Raw genomic sequence first — 15577 nt, 5'->3', positions numbered from 1 at the left:
TCCTTCCGGTTGAATTCGATAAGATTATCATCCCATAAATAGTTGCAAACTGCCAGTATTTTCAGCGGAATAATATGAGGAAGGCCGCTTGCAGCGGCCTTCCGAACATACGGAGCGTGCGGTTTGCGTACGGTTTGCGCGCCCTATATCCCCATGACCCCCACGATGAAGGGCATCCAGGCGGCCATGATCAGCACGAGCGCGACCGCGGGCACGAGGCCGGTCTTGAACATGTCGCCGAAGGTGTAGTAGCCCTCGCCGTAGGTGAGCATGACGGTGGGGTTCACCGGCATGAGGTAGTTGCCGGCGACGACCACGGCGAGCGCGATCGTGGGCACGGCCGGGCTCACGCCGAAGCCGGCGCACAGCGTGATCATGATCGGCAGGAAGATGCCGAGGATGGCCACGCCGATGGGGCACACGGTGTGGAGCAGGTAGATGAGCGCGAGCATGAGCGCGAAGGCCGCGAAGAAGCCGAGGTCCATGACGCCGGAGCCGGCGATGGCGCCCGCGAGGAAGGCCGCGCCGCCCGTGGCCTCGACGACCCCGCCCATCGACATGATGGTGCCGCACATGAGCACGATGCCCCAGGGCACGGAGGTCTGGAACTCCTTCCAGGAAAGCAGGTTCATGCCGGGCAGGAACATGACCGTGAGCCCGATGAGGGCGACGACGGTGGCGTTGAGGACCGGCACCCAGTTGCCGAGGATCCACAGGGCCAGGAGGCCGAGGATGACGACGAGCGCCTTGACCTCGTGGGGCTCGACCTTCTTGGCGCCGGCGGCCTGGTCGCGGATGCCCTGCAGCGCCGAGTCGGCGATGGGCTCGGGCTTGATGAGCTGCGTGATGAAGAACCACGTGATCGGCGTCATGACGATCACGACCGGCAGCGCGACGACCACCCAGTCCAGAAACGAGATCGAGGTGCCCGTGGCCTGCTGCAGGATGTTCATGGCCACGACGTTGAACGACGAGCCCGCGGGCGTCGCCATGCCGCCCGTGACCGCCGCGATCGGGATGCCGATCATGAGGCAGCGCCCGAGGTTGGACTGCAGGGGCTTGGCGCCCGTGGCGTTGAGGATCGTGAGCGCGAAGCCGAGGAACAGCACCGTGCAGGGCACGTCGGACATGACCGTGGACACGAGGGTCGTGGCGACCATGAAGCCGAGCACGAGCATGCGCGAGTTCGCGCCGGTCCGCTTGACGATCATGTTGATGAGGCGCACGCCCCAGTTGGTCTTGAGCATGATGACGGGCAGCGAGAACACCGCGATGATGAAGAAGAGCGCGGGGCTCGCGAAGCCCTTGATGGCGTCGCCGAGGCTCGGCACGATGCCGAGGACCGGGCACATGACCACGACGAAGAGCGCCGTCACGCCGAGCGGCATGGCGGACGTGACCCACAAAGACACGAGCGCGAGCATGAGACCTAAGGTCTTCACGCCCTCGGCGGGCAGCTGCTCGGAGCCCGGGATGAGCATCGAGGCGACGATGCAGAGCGCCGCGAGCCCGATGCCGACGAGGCGCTTGGACAGCGGGACGTTGGTGTTTTCCATTACCTTGTACCTCCTTGAAACGAAATCCGTGTGCCTGCGCGCTTCAGAAGCATGAACGTGCGAGGCACCTCTTTGGAGTTTGAAGACTTTGCACGCGGATCACGTAAATCGGGAAGTTCGTGTGCCGTTCGGATCGTTGCGTACCGCATCGGCCATGCGCCCGGTGGTTCCGTGATCGATGAAAACCGCTTGCCAAATCTTCGTTCTCAAACGTAAGCCTTACCCCCAGTAACGACTCCGCCGATGGTTGACGCCCTCTATCGTCGATGATTGCGCAGGGACGACGCTTGAGAGAGCATGGGCGGCGATGGTCGAAGAGCGAATCCGCGTGATGTCCGCCGATGGGTTCCCGGTGTACGGACCGATCGTGCGTGCGTCACACGGAAGCTCAACCCGTCTGACCGTGTACCCCCTTTCGCTTGAAGATCCGTAAGGATCGCAGACGAGGCTTCCGACTCGAATCGCGCTCACGCTGCTTGCCCCGCATTATAGATACCTGCATTGAAGGGTAGCAAATACGTATGTTGCAAGCCTCGATGCGGGGCCGTGTCTGCCTCCGATACGCGAATCGGTGCCCCTGTATACGAAAAGCAAATAAAGCAAGGTGGGATTGACCGACGCTTCTGCAGGCGCAGGATGCACGTTCGCGATGCGGCCGCGGCGTCGCGCGTAAAGCCGTTCTTGCGGTTGCACGCGGCCGCCGAAAGCGCTTCGCGTGAGCACTGTGGGCTTCTTCGGCTAGCGCCCCTCATCGATCGGGGCGCTCGTCTCGTCGTCGACGATGGTCATGAGCCGTTGCTGGGAATTGATTCCGAGCTTGCGGTAAATGTGGTAGATGTGCGATTTGACCGTAGCGCTGCTGACGACGAGCTGCTGGCTGATGTATTCGGCATTGCGGCCTTTGGCCAGAAGGTAGAACACCTCGGTCTCGCGCGGCGTCAGTTTGTATTTCTCCACAACGCGGTCGCACCGCTGCCTGAAGTTGTTCGCCCGTGCGGTTTCGGCATGCTGATCGTCAGGCAGCAGAGCTTTGTCGATTGCCGGTGCGACAGATGAGGTCAGAAGCTCGTTCAGACGCTTTTTTGTGCTGGACTCGTTACCGCCGTAAATGGAGAACACGACGATGACCAGTACGGCGAACAGCACCATGATCAGCTCGAACAGCCTGCCCGACGGGGCGAGTGCAAAGGTGAGCGCAAAGGCGAAGACGGCCCCGACGAGAAAGCCCACCCAGTTCGGCGCCTGCTGGGCGGCGAAGCGAACGGGGTGGAGCTGGAATTCGGCGTTATCCACGCTTGTCGAGCACCAAGTGACGATCGACGAATGAGCGAGTGCGATGTTGACAAGGCACCCGCAGACGATCTTGCCCGTTTCGTCGAAGAAGGGGAAGAGCAGAAGCCCCGCCACGATGATGGGCAGGGAGATACGCTGGACGATGCCGGTATCGATTTCCACTTTCGAGCCGAGATAAGCCCATACCACGGCAAGGAGCGCTCCAAAAAACCCGCTTGCCCCCACAATGATGGCGGGCACGAGCCCCATGGTGCAGATCAGGATCGACATGAACCCGTATACCGCGCCGTGGCACGCAACGGAGAACGTGGCAGGAACGGTAAGCGGGGCGCTTTTGTGGTATTCCTCGACCGGTAAAACGCGTTCGATGGGGGCGTGGGTCGAGAGGAATGCGGCGATACCTACCGAACCGACGATCAGCACCGCGATTTCGACGAGGCTGAGCCACACCGTTCCGCTCGAATTCGCGAAGATGTAGAGCGCGGTACCCCCAATCGCGCCGATGCTGATGGTCATGGCGGTGCGACGCGTGGGGATGAGGCTGAAGAAGATGCACCAGTACAGCATGACGCTTGCCTGCGCTATGCCGAACAGGCCCCACGCAACGACCGACACCCACAAGGGAATCCACTGCCCGGGCAGATTCGCCATCGTGTTAGCGACCGCGAACAGGGCGAGCAGCGATCCGAGCGTCAACAGGCGGTTGCGGTGCACAAACACCCAATCCTGCTTGACGACGAAGAACACGAGCGCTCCTGCGGTGGTGAATACCGATACGATGCGCAGAAACGTCGCCTCCTGGATGCCGCAGAAAGCGAGCAGGGGCAGCGCCGGGCCGAACACAGCCGACAGCTCCCATCCGATGAGGCAGGCGAATCCGATGCCCGCAAGAATGTAGGTATTCAAGAGGTTCCCGGGAGTCCTCGACTGTTCCGGAACGCTCGCGTCGTGTTCTTCGCCCATTACACGGCCTCTCAACATCTGAGTATGATACGGGATTTCCAAAAAAACCGAATTCAACATTAGCAGTTGTAGATTATCGGGGTCAATCGAAAAATACTGAGTTCCATGAGACAAGGGGACGGCCGAAGTCCGGCTGCAAGGTCTCGGTTGCGCGGCGAGTGCGCTCAGGCAACGCTTTTTCCCCGAGCAGACGAACACGCATATGCATAAGAGAAAGGATTTCAATCATGTGCTTCAGACCACCTACCGTAGAAGCAGGACCGGTGAAGTGCCCCCAATGCGGCGCCGAGGTCGACCCGACGCTTGATCAGTGCCCGAGCTGCGGCGCGAAGGCCGCTCCGATGCCCGGCATCCCCGGAGCACCCGGCGCACCCAAGGCTCCCGGAGCCCCCGGCGTTCCGAAGGCCCCTGGCGTGCCCGGCGCGCCGAAAGCCCCCGGTTCCCCGAAGCCTCCGACACCCGGGGCGTAAGCCCCCGGCATGAAGCCGCAGCGTCCAAGAGCGGCTGCGGCTTCAAGGGCGACATCGGGCAAGACGAGTCGCACACCATTCGAGAGGAGATTGGAAGATGGGAAAAGACGTTACCGGTAAACCTATAATCAAGGGCCTCGGCTTCGATAGCTTCGGCCTGGGAAGCAACGCCTGCACCGTCGACATCGACGAGGAGAACGACAAGATTCTCCGCATCAGGCCCTTCCATTTCGACGAGCACTACACGCCGGAAGATCTCAACGCTTGGAAGATCGAGGCGCGCGGCAAGACCTTCGAGCCGGGATTCAAGACGCTCATGTCTCCGCTGTCTTTGTGCTACAAGAAGCGCGTGTACTCCAAGAACCGCATCCCCTATCCGCTGAAGCGCGTCGACTGGGATCCGGAAGGCGAGCGCCATCCCGAGACCCGCGGCACGAGCGGCTATGTGCGCATCTCGTGGGATGAAGCCTCCGAGATCATCGCCAAGGAGATCAAGCGCATCCACGACGAGTACGGTCCGTACTCGATACTGTGCGAGGTCGACGGCCACGGTGAGACGAAGGTCGTGCATGCCGCGCACGGCTGCGTGACCAAGATGCTCGAGCAGTGCGGAGGCTTCACGCTGCAGTCCCGTCAGCCCGACAGCTGGGAGGGCTGGTACTGGGGGGCCAAGCACATCTGGGGCATGGACCCGCTCGGCCAGCAGAACCTGCAGAACAACGTGATCAAGGACATCTCCGAGAACGGCGATGCGGTGCTGTTCTGGGGCTGCGATCCTGAGACCACCCCGCTCGGTTGGGGCGGTTACATGGCGAGCCGCCTGTGCTTCTGGTTCACCGAACTCGGCGTGAAGCAGATCCACATCTCGCCCGACGTGAACTACACCAACGCCGTGCACGCCGATAAGTGGATCCCCGTGCTCCCCAACACCGATGCGGCGCTGCAGCTCGCGATCGCCTACACGTGGATCACCGAAGAAACGTACGACAAAGAGTACCTCGACACCCACGCCGTCGGCTTCGACCATTTCCGCTACTACGTGCTCGGCGGCGAAGACGGCGTGCCGAAGACCCCGAAGTGGGCCGAGAAGATCTGCGGCGTGCCCTCCTACACCATCAAGGCGTTCGCCCGCTACTGGGCCAAGCACGCCGTGTCGATCGCGCATTGCAACGGCGGCAGCTTCATCCGCTCCTGCTTCGCTCATGAGCCCGCCCGCCTCGAAGTGGCGCTTTTGGGCATGCAGGGAGTCGGCAAGCCGGGTGCGAACCAGTTCAAGTTCATGGAGTGGACGCTGTTCGGCATCCCGACACTCGATCCGCTGCCGCCTTCAACCTGCATCCCGTCCATCAGCGAAGCGTACCGCGGCTGGGTAACGGGTACGGTGGAGAGCTTCATCCCCAAAACCATGATCCCCGAAGCCATTACCGATCCGCCCGTGCAGTGGTACGGCCACGTATCGGCGGGCCTTCCGCGCGAAGACCAGTTCACCGGGCCCTTCACCTTCCCGATCGAAGGTCAGGAACGCTTGCATATGATCTGGTCGGACTCGCCGTGCTGGGAAACGTGCTGGAACGGCGGCAACGCCATGCAGGACGCGCTGCGCCACGAGTCGATCGAGTGCGTGGTCGTGCAGCATCCGTGGATGGAGAACGATTGCTACTTCGCCGACGTGATCCTACCCACGAACACGAAGTTCGAAACCGCCGACATCGGAACCGACAACGATTCGGGTCAGTGGAACGTCATCTTCTACGAGGATCGGGCGATCCAACCCGTCGGCGAGTCGAAGTCCGATAAGGAGGCCGTGGCCGAAGTGGCTCGCGCCCTCGAGAAGTTCGGCGGCATCTACGAGAACCTCTACGACCGCTACCTCGGCGGCAAGACCGACGAAGAGTGGATCGAGATCGGGTTCAAGACGAGCGGTGCACCCGAAGACATGAGCTTCGAGGAATTCAAGGAGAAGAAGTACTACCCGTTCCCGACGCGCGAGGATTGGAAGGACATCCCCGCAGGCCTGCGCGAGTTCTACGAGGATCCCGAGGGTCATCCTCTGCGCACGCCTACCGGCAAGCTCGAGTACTACTCGACGGGCCTTTCAGCGACGTTCCCCGACGACGAAGAGCGTCCCATGGTTCCGCACTGGATCGACGAGAGCCCGGCGCATCAGGAGCGCCAGTACCTGGAGCGCGGACGCGCCTATCCGTTCCTGCTCGTGTCGAACCATCCGCACTTCCGCGTGCACGCCCAGCATGACGACGTGACGTGGTTGCGTGAGATCGAGACCTGCAAGGTGGTCGGCCCCGACGGCTACAAGTACGAGCCTCTGTGGATCAACCCGATCGATGCGGGCAAGCTCGGCCTCAAGACCGGCGATGTTGCCAATATCTACAACGAGCGCGGCGGCGTGCTCGGCGGCGTCATCGTAACCGAGCGCATCATGCCCGGTGCAGTCTATCAGGATCACGGATCGCGCGTCGATTCGATCGTCATGGGCAAGGGCGGGCTCGACCGCGGTGGTGCAAACAACCTCATCGCGCCGATTCCCACCACATCGAAAAACACCGTCGGCGAGGTAACGAGCGGATTCCTCGTCAACGTCGAGAAGGTCGATGTCTTTGCGCTCGCCAAAGAGCACCCCGAAGCCTTCGGCCGCGCGTACGACGAGGGATGCGGCCTCGTGGCTGCAGCCCGCATCGTGGAAGGAGCGTAAACATGGGCAAGGTATTCGTATACGACCACGCGAAGTGCAACGGCTGCCGCAACTGCCAGATCGCCTGCAAGGACGAGCACGTCGACAACGACTGGGCGCCGTACGCCGCGCCCCAGCCCGACACCGGCCATTTCTGGTGCCGCATCGACGAGGAGGTGCGCGGCAGCGTGCCGAAGGTCAAGGTGTCCTACACCCTGCGCATGTGCAACCACTGCGCGAGCGCGCCCTGCATGGAGGCGGCGCCCGAAGCGGTGTGCCGCCGGGAAGACGGCCTCGTCATAATCGATCCCGAGAAGGCCAGGGGCATGCGCGGGCTCGTGGAGGCCTGCCCCTACGGGGCGATCTTCTACAACGAGGAGCTCGGCCTGCCGCAGAAGTGCACGGGGTGCGCGCACCTCGTGGACGCGGGCGAGCTGCCGCACTGCGTGGACGTCTGCCCCCACGGCGCGATCCGCTTCGGCGACGAGGGGGACTTCGCCGCCGAGATCGCGGCCGCCGAGTGCATCGACCCCGGCCGCGCATCCGACGGACCCCGCGTCTACTACCTCAACAAGCCCAGGCGCTTCGTGGCGGGGATCGCCGTGGACCTCGAGGCCGACGAGGTCGTCTCCGGCGCGAGGGTCACGCTCGAGGGCCTCTCGAGCGGCAGCGTCGCCTCCCTCGAGACCGACGAGTTCGGCGACTTCTGGTTCGACCAGGTGGCCGCCGAGCCCTACCGCGTGTACGTCGAGGCCGACGGCTACCTCACCCGCGCCGTCGAGGCCGACGCGACCGAAAGGGACGTGAACGTCGGGCCCGTCGAGCTGTTCGCGAACCAGATCGGGTGATTCGAGCGAGCTTGTACGCAAAACGGTTCGCGCAAGCTCGGAAGTTTGTAATGAGAAGGTCCCGCCCGGTCGCACCCGGCAGGGCGGGACCGCACGATACGTATGGAGTAAACGCATGAGCGAAAGGGTTTTACAAGAAGAAGCGGGCCTCGGCTCGGATGCGGAGGCGAGTGTATCCGCCGCATCTGCGAAGCCGAAGAAGCTGTTCTACGGGTACGTGCTGATCGTCGTGTTGGGTTTCATGTACTTCTGTTCTTCGGGGATCGTGCTGCCGACAGCGACGATTGTCAATCCGCTCATGCTCGAAGACCAGTCTCTCGGCATGAATGCGACGATCCTCGGTACGGGATTCTCGCTGTTCGTGCTCGTGCAGGGGATTTCGGCACCGCTCGTGGGTGCGCTCATCTCCCGTAAAGGAGCTCGGTTCAGCATGACTCTCGGTGCGGTCGTCATGCTTGCCGCGATGCTTACGCTGATCTTCTTCGTGTCATCGCCGATCGCGTACTTCATCGTGTTCGGTATCGTGACAAGCGCGGCAACCATGATGGTTGGCCAACTTGCCGTGCAGAGCACGATAGGCGATTGGTTCATCGCGCGGCGCGGCATGGCTATGACCGCGATGATGGTCATCGGCGCGAGCGCGTCGTTTGTCGGCCCGCCTGTCGTGAACGCCATCATCGGCGCAACGGGCGGTGGCTGGCGCAGCGGCTGGTATCTGCTCGTTGCCCTGAGCATCGTCCTCATCCCGGTTGCGTTGCTGTTCATCAAGAATAAGCCGGCTGACATCGGACAGTTTCCCGACGGAGCTGCCGATGCGGGTGCGCTTGCGGGGGAGAGCAAGAACTTCAAGGTATACAAGAATACAGCGCAGGTCGCATTCAAAGAGGTCGTGAAGTCGAAGTACTTCTGGCTGATCTCGCTTGCCGCAACGGGCGGGTTCGCCTCGTACACGCTCGCCACGTCGCAAGGTGTCATCCATTTTTCGTCGCTCGGATTCGATCATGGGCTCATTGTTGCCGGGGTGGCCATCATGGGGGGCATCAGCCTCTTGGGCAAGCTGCTTTTGGGCATGGTGTCGGATCGCATCGAACCTGTCAGACTCATCGTCGTATCGACCGTCATCCTGTTCGTTGGCATCCTCGCCGGCGCAGCTGCCCAAAACGACGCCATGGTCTATGCGTTCTTCCTTTGCGTCGGCTTCGGATTAGGGGGCGTGAACGCCGTGTTTCCCACGGCCATGGCCAATTATTTCGGAGCATCGTCGTTCTCGAAGAACCTCGGCACCGGCATCATGATCACCACCGTGGTCGCCTCGACGCTGCCCATCATGAGCGGTGCGATCTTCGACGCTACCGGCACCTGCTCACTTGCGTTCTACATCACCGCTGCCATCGTCGCAGTATGCGCCGTGTGCGGCTTGTTGGTGAAGATTCCCAAAAACTCTCAACGATAAGGGGAAAAGAGATAAGGGGGTATTCGACGGCTTTTTCTGATCGAAGTATTGTCTCATCGTTTCAAGGAGGTACAAGGTAATGGAAAACACCAACGTCCCGCTGTCCAAGCGCCTCGTCGGCATCGGGCTCGCGGCGCTCTGCATCGTCGCCTCGATGCTCATCCCGGGCTCCGAGCAGCTGCCCGCCGAGGGCGTGAAGACCTTAGGTCTCATGCTCGCGCTCGTGTCTTTGTGGGTCACGTCCGCCATGCCGCTCGGCGTGACGGCGCTCTTCGTCGTGGTCATGTGCCCGGTCCTCGGCATCGTGCCGAGCCTCGGCGACGCCATCAAGGGCTTCGCGAGCCCCGCGCTCTTCTTCATCATCGCGGTGTTCTCGCTGCCCGTCATCATGCTCAAGACCAACTGGGGCGTGCGCCTCATCAACATGATCGTCAAGCGGACCGGCGCGAACTCGCGCATGCTCGTGCTCGGCTTCATGGTCGCCACGACCCTCGTGTCCACGGTCATGTCCGACGTGCCCTGCACGGTGCTGTTCCTCGGCTTCGCGCTCACGATCCTCAACGCCACGGGCGCCAAGCCCCTGCAGTCCAACCTCGGGCGCTGCCTCATGATCGGCATCCCGATCGCGGCGGTCACGGGCGGCATGGCGACGCCCGCGGGCTCGTCGTTCAACGTCGTGGCCATGAACATCCTGCAGCAGGCCACGGGCACCTCGATCTCGTTTCTGGACTGGGTGGTCGTCGCGCTGCCGGTCGTGATCGTCATGACGCCGATCACGTGGTTCTTCATCACGCAGCTCATCAAGCCCGAGCCCATCGCCGACTCGGCGCTGCAGGGCATCCGCGACCAGGCCGCCGGCGCCAAGAAGGTCGAGCCCCACGAGGTCAAGGCGCTCGTCGTCATCCTCGGCCTCCTGGCCCTGTGGATCCTCGGCAACTGGGTGCCGGTCCTCAACGCCACCGTCGTCGCCCTCATCGGGCTCACGGTCATGTTCCTGCCCGGCATGAACCTGCTTTCCTGGAAGGAGTTCCAGACCTCCGTGCCCTGGGGCATCGTGCTCATGTGCGGCACCATCATGTCGATGGGCGGGGTCGTCGAGGCCACGGGCGGCGCGGCCTTCCTCGCGGGCGCCATCGCCGGCTCCGGCGTCATGGACCTCGGCTTCTTCGCGGCCTTCGCGCTCATGCTCGCGCTCATCTACCTGCTCCACACCGTGTGCCCCATCGGCGTGGCCATCCTCGGCATCTTCCTGCCGATCATGATCACGCTGTGCGCCGGCTTCGGCGTGAGCCCGGCCGTGCCCACGATCGCGCTCGCCGTGGTCGTCGCCGGCAACTACCTCATGCCGGTGAACCCCACCGTCATGCTCACCTACGGCGAGGGCTACTACACCTTCGGCGACATGTTCAAGACCGGCCTCGTGCCCGCGGTCGCGCTCGTGCTGATCATGGCCGCCTGGATGCCCTTCATCGTGGGGGTCATGGGGATATAGGGCGCGTGGGCGCAAAGCTCGAAGCCCTGCGATACGGATACATGCGAAAGGGCCGCCCACGGGCGGCCCTTTCCGTTTCGGGCTAGCCTTTGAACATCTCCGCTTGCAGGCGCTTGGCGTGCTCGACCAAAAGCTCGGAGAAGAACTCGAGATCCGGCCTGTCGGGGAAGCTCTTCATGAGCGCGAACGCGTCGACGTAGCGCTTCTTATCCGCGAAGGGAACGATCTCGACGTGCTGCTTGAGCAGATCGGATATCAGTGGCTTGTACTTGCGGTCAACCTTGGTGAGAAGATGGATGCCGTCGCCTGGATCGGTTGCGTAGAACTCGAGGGGGTTGTCGGCGGGCACGAGCGTGATGTTGGGGTAAAAGCCCACTTCGCGGCACATGGCGATGAAATCTTCGCGGAAGCGTTCCGAGTAGCGGTTCGCCTGGAGGATGAAGCGCGATTGTGAAAGCTCTTTGAGTGTGAGGCTTTCGCGCCCAGCGAGCGGGGAGGTGCGGGAGACCCCTGCCACGAGTTCGCCGTGAAACTCGGGTACCCAGATGGCCTCAACTGAATCGGACAGCTCGAGTTCGGTCGTGGGGGCTTCCGAGATGATGGTTTCGAACGAGATGTCGACCTTTTTCGCATCGATCATCTGCTGGCCGCCCATGCCGGAATTGTCCATGTTGACGAACTCGATGCGAAGGCCCGGGAAGCGCTCCTTCGCCTGTGCGGCGGCCTCGTTGATGCCGACGTACAGGGCGTTGGTGTGCAGAAGGTCGAGGATGAGGATGCGGTTGTTGCTGCTTGCGGGCAACGCTTGCAGCTCGGCGAGCATGTTCGCCTGGTCGCCGATGATCTTGCCTGCGTGCTTTAAGACCACTTCCCCTGCTGCCGTTAGGCTCAAAGGCCGCGTATCGTAGAACAGCTGGCAGCCAAGATCGTTTGCGAGTGCGTTCATGTGGCGGCTTAACGAGGGTTGCGACATGTTGAGATCGCGCGCAGCGGACACAAAACTCTTATGGGCGGCGAGCGCCATGAATTCCCGGTAGATCTCGATGTCCATCGACGGCCTTCCTTACATGCGCTTATCTTGGTTTATTCGGAATATGAAAAATAGGATACCAGAAGATGCATGGGTATGCATTCATCGCTGGGAATACCTTGTACAACATACGTATTTGGATCATGTCGATGCGCCTTTCTATAATGGCGAAAGGTGGTCGCGGCAGGTCTTCGAGCAGACGCATCCGAAACTCGCCGTCATCCGCACAGTATCCGCCACACGCAAATCTGCCGTCAGCCGAACGACAAGGAGCACGCAATGGATTTCAGTAAGACCGAGGAACAGGAACTTCTGCTTGAGAGCTTGCATACCGTGATGGAACGCGGTGATTTCGACACGTACTTCAAAGAGTGCGACAAAAACCACGAGTACCCTCAGAAGGCCGTCGATGCGCTCGTCGAGGCGGGCTTTTCCACGCTCGGCATACCCGAAGAGTTCGGCGGAACGCCCACCGACATCACGACGCAGATCATGCTCGCCGAAGAAGCTCATGCGCTCGGCTACCCGTCGCTGTGCTGGATCAACTTCGCCACCGAAGTCGACGATATCCTTACATTCGGCAACAAGGAGCAGCAGGAGGCCGTGCTCGGCTACGCGCTCCAGGGCATCAAGCCGTTCACACTCGGCTTCACCGAGCCCCAGGCCGGCTCCGATTCGGCCGCCATGGCCACCACCGCCACCAAGCGCGACGGCAAGGTGTACATCAACGGTAACAAGACGTTCAACACGAGCGCCGATCGCGCCCCGTTCATGCTGTGCGTGTGCCGCAGCGGCATCAACGAGAGCCCCTATAAAGACTTCAGCATGTACCTGTTCCCGATGGACCGCCCGGGCATCACGATCGAGAAGCTTGACAAGATCGGCAACAACATGTGCGGCACCTACGAGGTGCACTTAAACGACGTCGAGTGCGAGGAAACCGACCTCGTAGGCGAGGAGTGCAAAGGATTTTACCAGCTCATGAAGAATTTCGAGGTTGAGCGCCTTACCATCTGCGCCGCGAACGTGGGCATGGCACGCTGCGCGTACGACGAAGCGGTGAAGTACGCGGGGCAGCGCGAGCAGTTCGGCAAGACCATCGGCAGCTTCCAGCTCATCCAGGAAAAGATCGTCGATATGAAGATCAAGATCGAGAACATGCAGAACATGCTGTACAAGGCTGCGTGGAAGAAGCAAAGCGGCCAGTCGATCCAGATCGATTCGTCGCTCGTGAAACGCTACACCGGCCAAGCTGCGTTCGAGGTCATCGACGACGCGATGCAGATCATGGGCGGCATCGGCTATACGAACGACTGCCGCATCGCGCGTTTGTGGCGCGATCAGCGCGTGTATCGCATCATGGCCGGCACCGAGGAGATCATGGTGCACACGGCCGGACGCGCGCTCATCAAAGAAGCCCAGTAACCGATCAGATCAGGCGGACGCTCGGGGTAAGACCCGCAGGCGTCCGCGAAGGTAAGGAGGTGCATGTACGATGAAGATAGTTGCCTGCTACAAAGCGGTTCCCGACGCACAGGACATCGAAGCCAACGCCGATGGGTCTTTGAATCTCGATCGGGCGGAAACGGTGCTCGGCGAGTACGATCTCGTCGCCATCGAGCAAGCGGCTCAGCTCGCCGAAGCAACGGACGGCACGGCGGTCTTGCTCTCGGCCGGCGGCGAGAAGCTCAACGATACCAAGCTTGTGAAAGCGGCGCTCTCGCGCGGTGCTGCGGAGCTCTACCGTGTGGTGGACCCCGTCCTCGATGAGGCGGATGCGTTCCAAACCGCCCGCACGCTTGCGGCCGCGCTCGAGAAGATCGGTTTCGACCTCGCGATCTGCGGTGAGGGCTCAGCCGATCTGTATGCGCAGCAAGTGGGTCTGCTCACCGGATCGCTTCTGGATCTGCCTGTGGTGAACGCGGTGAGCGGTATCGAGGTACAGGGAGATACCATCGTGGTCGAGCGCACGCTCGAAAACGAAATCGAGGTGCTCGAAGTGGCGCTGCCCGCCGTCGTATCGGTGACGAGCGATGCGGTACTGCCGCGCATACCGCAGCTCAAAGATATTCTTGCTGCAGGTAAGAAGCCAGTCGTCACCTGGTCTTTGGACGAAGTCGCCCCGCTGTCCGCAAGCCCGGTCGAGACGGTTTCGGTGAAGGCCCCGGAAAGCATCGAGCGCAAGACGGTCATATACGAAGGGGCAACCGACGAGAACATCGCCGAGCTTGTCTCCAACATCCGGGCTTCGTGGTAAGGCAGGGGGAACACGATATGAGCACACTGAACAACGTATGGGTGATCGGCGAATCCCCTGAAAGCTACCGTCCTTTGGCCGCTGCGGCGAAAAGGCTCGGCGCGCAGGTGCACGCGATCGTCGTCGGCGACAAGGATCATGTTCGCTCTGCGGCCGCATCGGGCGTCGAAGGCGTGAAGTTTGCGGCAGTATCCCAAGGGGGGTTGGTTGAAGACTGCGCCGACGCGGTGATCGAGGCAATCAAAGAAAGTGCTCCGGATGCCGTGCTGTTTGCGACGTCCAAACGCATGCGGCTTTTAGCTGCCCGCATCGCTGCCGCGCTCGGTACGCGCGTTTTGAACGACGTCGGACGCATCTGGGTCGAAGACGACGGCCACTTGGCGGCCGAGCATATGGTGTACGGCGGCAAGGCCCTTGCGGTCGAGCGGGTGACGGGCGAAACCGCTGTAGCCCTCCTGTCCGATGGCCTGCTTTTAAACGAGCCGGTTTCCGAGGCTGATACTGCCGAGGCGTCCGTTGTCGAAATCCCCGCAAGCGGCGCTCCTTCGGCAATCAAGCTCATCGAGCGTAAGCCCCGCACCGTCGAATCGGTCAATTTGGCAGCAGCGCGTCACGTGGTGAGCGTGGGGCGCGGAATCGAAAAGGAAGAGGACCTCGCGCTTGCAGACGAGCTCGCCTGTGCTCTCGAAGCCGAAGTGGGTTGCACACGTCCCATCGCCGAAGGCGCGAACTGGATGTCGCGCGAGCGCTACATCGGCGTGTCGGGCGCAATGCTCAAGCCCGACCTGTTCGTGGCCGTGGGGCTTTCGGGGCAGATCCAGCATATGGTCGGCGCCAACAGCGCGAAGACCATCATTGCGATCAACAAGGATAAGAACGCGCCGGTGTTCAAGCAGGCGGACTACGGCATTGTGGGCGATCTGTACGAGGTCGTGCCGAAACTGACAGCGGCGCTTACCGCATAGCCGCACGGATAGAGGATGCATGGGCCGGCGGCGGGAAGCCGCCGGCTTTCGAGCAAGCGAATGCGAATCGAGGAGGATTCTCAATGGATCAGGAGTTTTTCGAGGGATTGGCGAAAAGCGTGAACGACGGGCCGACGCCGTATGTGAACATGGCGGATCTGCAAGCTGAGGTTGTCGAGGAGCGCCACGTGCGCCTCGTGCTTCCCGTGGCCGAGCGTCACTTGAACCACGTGGGCATCGCGTACGCCGGCAGCGAGTTCGTGCTCGCCGAAATATCAGGCGGCACGCTGTTCATGGCTACGTACGGCACCGATACCTACGTTCCCATCCTCAAGGGCGTTGACATCAAGTTCCTCAAGCCGGGCACGAAGGACCTCGTGGTCGACATCGCGCTTACCGAGGAAGAGGCGGCCGATAAGATCAAGGAAGTCGAAGAGCGCGGGCGCGGCAACTACTTCCTTACGGTACCCGTCTGCGATGTGGACGGAGAACAGGTTGCGCAGTTCGACTTCAACTACTACGCTCTTCCTGCACAGAAATAACCGCTCGCTATTCTCATGC

12 protein-coding genes are annotated in these 15577 nt (G+C 61.7%); 9 read left to right on the top strand and 3 right to left on the bottom strand.

Translation table 11 applies throughout. From position 1 onward, the window contains the following. Positions 1-143 precede the first annotated feature (143 nt). Both FJE54_RS15470 and FJE54_RS15465 read right to left on the bottom strand, forming a co-directional pair. Complete coding sequence (locus FJE54_RS15470) at positions 144-1556, bottom strand: SLC13 family permease (protein WP_255467463.1); 1413 nt, start codon at positions 1554-1556, stop codon at positions 144-146. A 738-nt stretch (positions 1557-2294) separates the two neighbouring features. Continuing rightward, positions 2295-3812, bottom strand: coding sequence for a helix-turn-helix transcriptional regulator (locus FJE54_RS15465; RefSeq protein ID WP_180326777.1), 1518 nt, complete (start codon positions 3810-3812; stop codon positions 2295-2297). A 227-nt stretch (positions 3813-4039) separates the two neighbouring features. Here FJE54_RS15465 and FJE54_RS16105 point away from each other — a divergent pair, with 227 nt between their 5' ends. The 5 genes from FJE54_RS16105 to FJE54_RS15440 all read left to right on the top strand — a co-directional run bounded on the left by FJE54_RS16105 (position 4040) and on the right by FJE54_RS15440 (position 10764). Beyond that, complete coding sequence (locus tag FJE54_RS16105; RefSeq protein WP_180326775.1) at positions 4040-4282, top strand: hypothetical protein; 243 nt, start codon at positions 4040-4042, stop codon at positions 4280-4282. Between the two features lie 97 nt (positions 4283-4379). Continuing rightward, the gene (locus FJE54_RS15455; protein WP_139653673.1) at positions 4380-6992 is read left to right on the top strand and encodes a molybdopterin-dependent oxidoreductase; all 2613 of its coding nucleotides are present in this window, start codon (positions 4380-4382) and stop codon (positions 6990-6992) included. After that, complete coding sequence (locus FJE54_RS15450) at positions 6950-7819, top strand: 4Fe-4S dicluster domain-containing protein (RefSeq protein ID WP_255467464.1); 870 nt, start codon at positions 6950-6952, stop codon at positions 7817-7819. The genes FJE54_RS15455 and FJE54_RS15450 overlap by 43 nt, the downstream gene beginning before the upstream one ends. Before the next feature lie 115 nt (positions 7820-7934). Beyond that, positions 7935-9272 carry an MFS transporter gene (locus FJE54_RS15445; protein WP_139653672.1) on the top strand — a complete coding sequence of 446 codons (1338 nt, stop codon included), beginning with the start codon at positions 7935-7937 and terminating at the stop codon, positions 9270-9272. 79 nt (positions 9273-9351) lie between these two features. Further along, entirely contained in the window at positions 9352-10764 is a 1413-nt protein-coding gene (locus FJE54_RS15440) for an SLC13 family permease (RefSeq protein WP_255467463.1), read from the top strand. An 82-nt stretch (positions 10765-10846) separates the two neighbouring features. On the opposite strand, the gene FJE54_RS15435 is transcribed toward FJE54_RS15440, so the two are convergent. Then, positions 10847-11815, bottom strand: coding sequence for a LysR family transcriptional regulator (locus FJE54_RS15435; protein WP_139653671.1), 969 nt, complete (start codon positions 11813-11815; stop codon positions 10847-10849). Positions 11816-12073: 258 nt separating this feature from the next. On the opposite strand from FJE54_RS15435, the gene FJE54_RS15430 reads away from it, so the two are divergent. The 4 genes from FJE54_RS15430 (at position 12074) to FJE54_RS15415 (ending at position 15558) form a co-directional block, all read left to right on the top strand. Further along, positions 12074-13219, top strand: coding sequence for an acyl-CoA dehydrogenase (locus tag FJE54_RS15430; protein WP_139653670.1), 1146 nt, complete (start codon positions 12074-12076; stop codon positions 13217-13219). Positions 13220-13289: 70 nt separating this feature from the next. After that, positions 13290-14051: a putative electron transfer flavoprotein FixA gene (gene fixA, locus FJE54_RS15425; protein ID WP_139653669.1), complete on the top strand. Its 762-nt coding sequence runs from the start codon at positions 13290-13292 to the stop codon at positions 14049-14051. 17 nt (positions 14052-14068) lie between these two features. Further along, positions 14069-15016, top strand: coding sequence for an FAD-binding protein (locus FJE54_RS15420; RefSeq protein ID WP_139653668.1), 948 nt, complete (start codon positions 14069-14071; stop codon positions 15014-15016). Positions 15017-15099: 83 nt separating this feature from the next. After that, positions 15100-15558 carry a PaaI family thioesterase gene (locus FJE54_RS15415; protein WP_139653667.1) on the top strand — a complete coding sequence of 153 codons (459 nt, stop codon included), beginning with the start codon at positions 15100-15102 and terminating at the stop codon, positions 15556-15558. Positions 15559-15577: the final 19 nt, after the last annotated feature.

The sequence above is a fragment of the Raoultibacter phocaeensis genome, assembly GCF_901411515.1.
Lineage (GTDB): Bacteria > Actinomycetota > Coriobacteriia > Coriobacteriales > Eggerthellaceae > Raoultibacter > Raoultibacter phocaeensis.
The sequence above is the reverse complement of the archived record's forward strand: the minus strand, read 5'-3'. Positions and strand labels throughout refer to the sequence as shown.

What these genes read in the sequence shown, in the direction of transcription:
- FJE54_RS15470 (WP_255467463.1), bottom strand. Translation starts at nt 1,556, where the DNA reads ATGGAAAACACCAACGTCCCGCTGTCCAAGCGCCTCGTCGGCATCGGG.
- FJE54_RS15465 (WP_180326777.1), bottom strand. Translation starts at nt 3,812, where the DNA reads ATGGGCGAAGAACACGACGCGAGCGTTCCGGAACAGTCGAGGACTCCC.
- FJE54_RS16105 (WP_180326775.1), top strand. Translation starts at nt 4,040, where the DNA reads ATGTGCTTCAGACCACCTACCGTAGAAGCAGGACCGGTGAAGTGCCCC.
- FJE54_RS15455 (WP_139653673.1), top strand. Translation starts at nt 4,380, where the DNA reads ATGGGAAAAGACGTTACCGGTAAACCTATAATCAAGGGCCTCGGCTTC.
- FJE54_RS15450 (WP_255467464.1), top strand. Translation starts at nt 6,950, where the DNA reads ATGCGGCCTCGTGGCTGCAGCCCGCATCGTGGAAGGAGCGTAAACATG.
- FJE54_RS15445 (WP_139653672.1), top strand. Translation starts at nt 7,935, where the DNA reads ATGAGCGAAAGGGTTTTACAAGAAGAAGCGGGCCTCGGCTCGGATGCG.
- FJE54_RS15440 (WP_255467463.1), top strand. Translation starts at nt 9,352, where the DNA reads ATGGAAAACACCAACGTCCCGCTGTCCAAGCGCCTCGTCGGCATCGGG.
- FJE54_RS15435 (WP_139653671.1), bottom strand. Translation starts at nt 11,815, where the DNA reads ATGGACATCGAGATCTACCGGGAATTCATGGCGCTCGCCGCCCATAAG.
- FJE54_RS15430 (WP_139653670.1), top strand. Translation starts at nt 12,074, where the DNA reads ATGGATTTCAGTAAGACCGAGGAACAGGAACTTCTGCTTGAGAGCTTG.
- fixA (WP_139653669.1), top strand. Translation starts at nt 13,290, where the DNA reads ATGAAGATAGTTGCCTGCTACAAAGCGGTTCCCGACGCACAGGACATC.
- FJE54_RS15420 (WP_139653668.1), top strand. Translation starts at nt 14,069, where the DNA reads ATGAGCACACTGAACAACGTATGGGTGATCGGCGAATCCCCTGAAAGC.
- FJE54_RS15415 (WP_139653667.1), top strand. Translation starts at nt 15,100, where the DNA reads ATGGATCAGGAGTTTTTCGAGGGATTGGCGAAAAGCGTGAACGACGGG.